The sequence below is a fragment of the Blautia sp. MSJ-36 genome (genome assembly GCF_018917985.1).
Lineage (GTDB): Bacteria > Bacillota > Clostridia > Lachnospirales > Lachnospiraceae > Blautia_A.
In genome coordinates, this window is the sequence record NZ_JAHLPQ010000055.1 from 1 (window position 1) to 3,166 (window position 3,166).

At 40.1% G+C, this 3,166-nt stretch carries 3 protein-coding genes; all 3 read right to left on the reverse strand.

Annotated features, from left to right (window positions below; translation table 11 throughout):
- Positions 1 to 83: 83 nt before the first annotated feature.
- From KQI39_RS17045 to KQI39_RS17055, 3 genes are read right to left on the reverse strand one after another with little or no spacing between them, the layout of a single operon-like run.
- Positions 84 to 1,490: a helicase HerA domain-containing protein gene (locus KQI39_RS17045; RefSeq protein WP_216419762.1), complete on the reverse strand. Its 1,407-nt coding sequence runs from the start codon at positions 1,488 to 1,490 to the stop codon at positions 84 to 86.
- 2 nt (positions 1,491 to 1,492) lie between these two features.
- On the reverse strand, positions 1,493 to 2,203 hold the full coding sequence (locus KQI39_RS17050; protein WP_216419764.1) for a hypothetical protein: 711 nt from the start codon (positions 2,201 to 2,203) through the stop codon (positions 1,493 to 1,495).
- Positions 2,203 to 2,763: a SprT-like domain-containing protein gene (locus KQI39_RS17055; protein WP_216419766.1), complete on the reverse strand. Its 561-nt coding sequence runs from the start codon at positions 2,761 to 2,763 to the stop codon at positions 2,203 to 2,205. Before KQI39_RS17055 ends, KQI39_RS17050 begins: the two co-directional genes overlap by 1 nt.
- Between the last annotated feature and the right edge of the window lie 403 nt (positions 2,764 to 3,166).

Sequence of the window (3,166 nt, forward strand, 5' to 3'; positions counted from 1 at the left end):
CTTATAAGCAGGATTAAGTAATTTGATAAATTCGTCCATACGGCCCTCTCTTGGTAAATATATTTTAAATGTATTATATAGCTTTAATATGTTAATTTCAACCAAGTATGGAAAGAACCAATTAAGCGCTTACTTTCAATAAGAGTACCAGTTTCAACCTGAAGTGGATTGATATACAGCTGAAGTCCATCGTTTCCCGGTGTTAGTACTTTTAATGCAGGAATATCGGAAAGTAATCCAATATACTCCTTCTTTGCTGCCTCAATCACCAAGGTTGGAATTCCCTGATTATAAAGGCCTTTAACAACCCCCTTAACAGTAGTAGTTTTGCCAGATCTTGTTGCACCTGTAATCAGCATGTGAGAGTATAATGCAGATAACGGAATAACAGCAGGCACAGAGGAGTTAACAAAAGACCCCACGGCAATACCGGATTCTCTGATAGGTCTAATCTCAGGAAACACCTTAAGTGTATTCTCTGTCACATTATTGTTTCTTACATAGAAACCGGTATAAGAATTAATAGGCATAGAGCAGAATTTTTCAAGACTCTGTAAAGTCTGCCAGGAAACCAAGTCTGCATACCCATGATATATCTGATTTAGGATATTAACCCTCGGAACAGCCAAACATCCTTTGGAGCCTCCGACATTTCCATGTACATCCAAAAGTCTAACAGGTTCGAACCCCTCCTGATTCTCTGCATCATAATGCATGCAGGAACGCAATACTGCTCCTAAACGATAATATGTATCTCTATCAGATGCGCCAAAGCGTACACAACTTCTTACAAATCCTCGTCCGACATTATTACTTAAAAACGTATTTTCGTCTTTTAGAAGGGAAATAGCGCACACAATCTCCGGAACTTGGATCTCTTCTGTTCGTCTTGTCGCATTTCCATATACCCTCTGGAAGGATTTAAACTGTTCTAAGCGTCCAATCAACACCTCGTTCTCTCTAATTTTCTCCCACACTTCGTCATCATTGACTGGAATAACAACGCATGCAATGTAACATGCTCCTCCTCTCATGCCAGCAAAAGTATCAGCAAAACTGTCTGCTGAAATAGTCCCTGACAGAATACCATTATATGCATACGTAGCACCTTCCCATGTTGCATTATGTACAATGCACTCCGGAATGATTGAAGAAAAGATGGATCCTAAATCTGTATTACTACCCGTTCCATAGAATACTCTGACTTCGTCTCTGACATGATCCATTACAAATGCAGAGCAGTTTGAATGTGCGCCACGAAGCCATCCATACGCTGCTCTACTTACAGCTGCCTTTGTTTCCTGTTCATCTTCCTTAGCCCTGAATCCCTCAATTCGATACCAACGGTGTATTACTGGTACAAAAGTATTGTCATGATCAATCACCACATCGTTTGCACCTACTGCAGTAAGATAATTATTCTTTTTCAGCAGGTTTACTATTGCTGCAGTTTTCTGAGCCTGTAAAATCTGTTCTCTATACTGATTCATGATTACCTCCTAAATATACCTTTAACAATTTCCCAGAAAATCCATATCATTATTATGATAGGAATCAGAGCGGTCAAAACAGCTGTCAATAAAATAGCCGCAGCTCCACTTTCAACCATCCATACAATGCTACACATTAAAGCGATCAATATTATTGATAGAATAGCTATGGGTATCCGTACCAGGATCGCCGGAATCTGAAATCCAGGTTTAACAGTTGTATCTGTCGTTCGATTGTAGATAGACTTCACAACTCTACGGTGTTTCAAATTCTTGGCTTTGATCTGTACTTCATCCCCCACCTGCATTCTTCCAAGATAGCTTCCATATAAGCAGAAATCTCGTACTTCAGGAGGATACTCATCTGATAGACTTTCCACCCTAATCGTATACTCGATTGTTTGATGCGCAAACTGGTATGGTTCTCCTCTAAAGATTGTATTGATCAGCTTTAAACGCTTTGAGTTAAACAGTTCCTGATGATCGATCTCCACGATTCGGCCATGACATTCCATTGTGCCAAGATGCTCGTGAATAAACTGCACTGCCTGATTTCTCACAGGTTCAAGCCCTGGTATGCGATCAGCCGGCTGTAAATGAACTACTGCATTGTCCATATTGGATACTAATTCGCTATGACAAAATGGACATACCGTCTTGTCATCTCCATACAGAAATGCAGAGTCACAATTTGGATTAGAGCATCTTTTCATTAGGCACACCTCCCGCAATTCTCCTTTACCCACTTCAGTGAAAGCTTCTTGGTTTCCATGTTTTTGAAGTCAACCAGTGCGTAACGATTAGCATCAGCACCAACCAGTTCCACTATCTTTCCTCTGCCAAATCGAGGATGCATAATGAAAGAACCTGTTCTGTAATGATCAAGAATCGCCACTTGCTTTCGCTCAGCTTCGTGTTTATCTTGATAGTACTTTGCTCTCTCACTGCTGTAACAGCGAATCGGCAGAGCACCAATTTCGATACAACATTTCTTCCAAGTAGCCCCATGTCCACAATTGCCATATACCATATGATCCATGTAGTGCGCATACTCATGACGGATAGTATCAAGAGCTGCTTCTACAGGCCAAGATGGATCATCATAATAGTGTCTGGAGAATCGAAACGCTCCTCCATTAGCAGGGTTATAGGATCCCAATGTACATTTTGCATTATTAAATGTAATTGGTAGAGTTGCTCCCTTTAATCCAGTCTTTGCATCCAGTCTTGCAAACTCTTTGCGAATTGCAGCTTCATTCCAGATAGTCTTCATAGCTGTATACCTCTTTCTTATTGATATATACAGCATAGCATCCAAAATCTTTTACTCAGAAAGGGGGGATTCCAATCCTCGTTCCTGTTTCAATGTATCGGAAACACAAATCAGCCCAAATATGCGCAACTTTCTGCATTTCTGGCAAATCTTTTATTGGCACATCAAAATCAACATGTAGACAACCATCACAATAATTTCCCCAATCCGGATCGAGATGTGCGATAAAAGTATTCCACTCACGTTCCTTTGTATTAGGCTGTCTCAAAACATATGCTCGCCACCTAGTATAATAATGATGTAGTCAATCAAGACTACTTGGTTAATAAGTTTCTATAAATCAGATAACAGAAGAAGGGGTTCTTCCTTCATCAGATGTTATCCGTAATAATGATCATGTCTG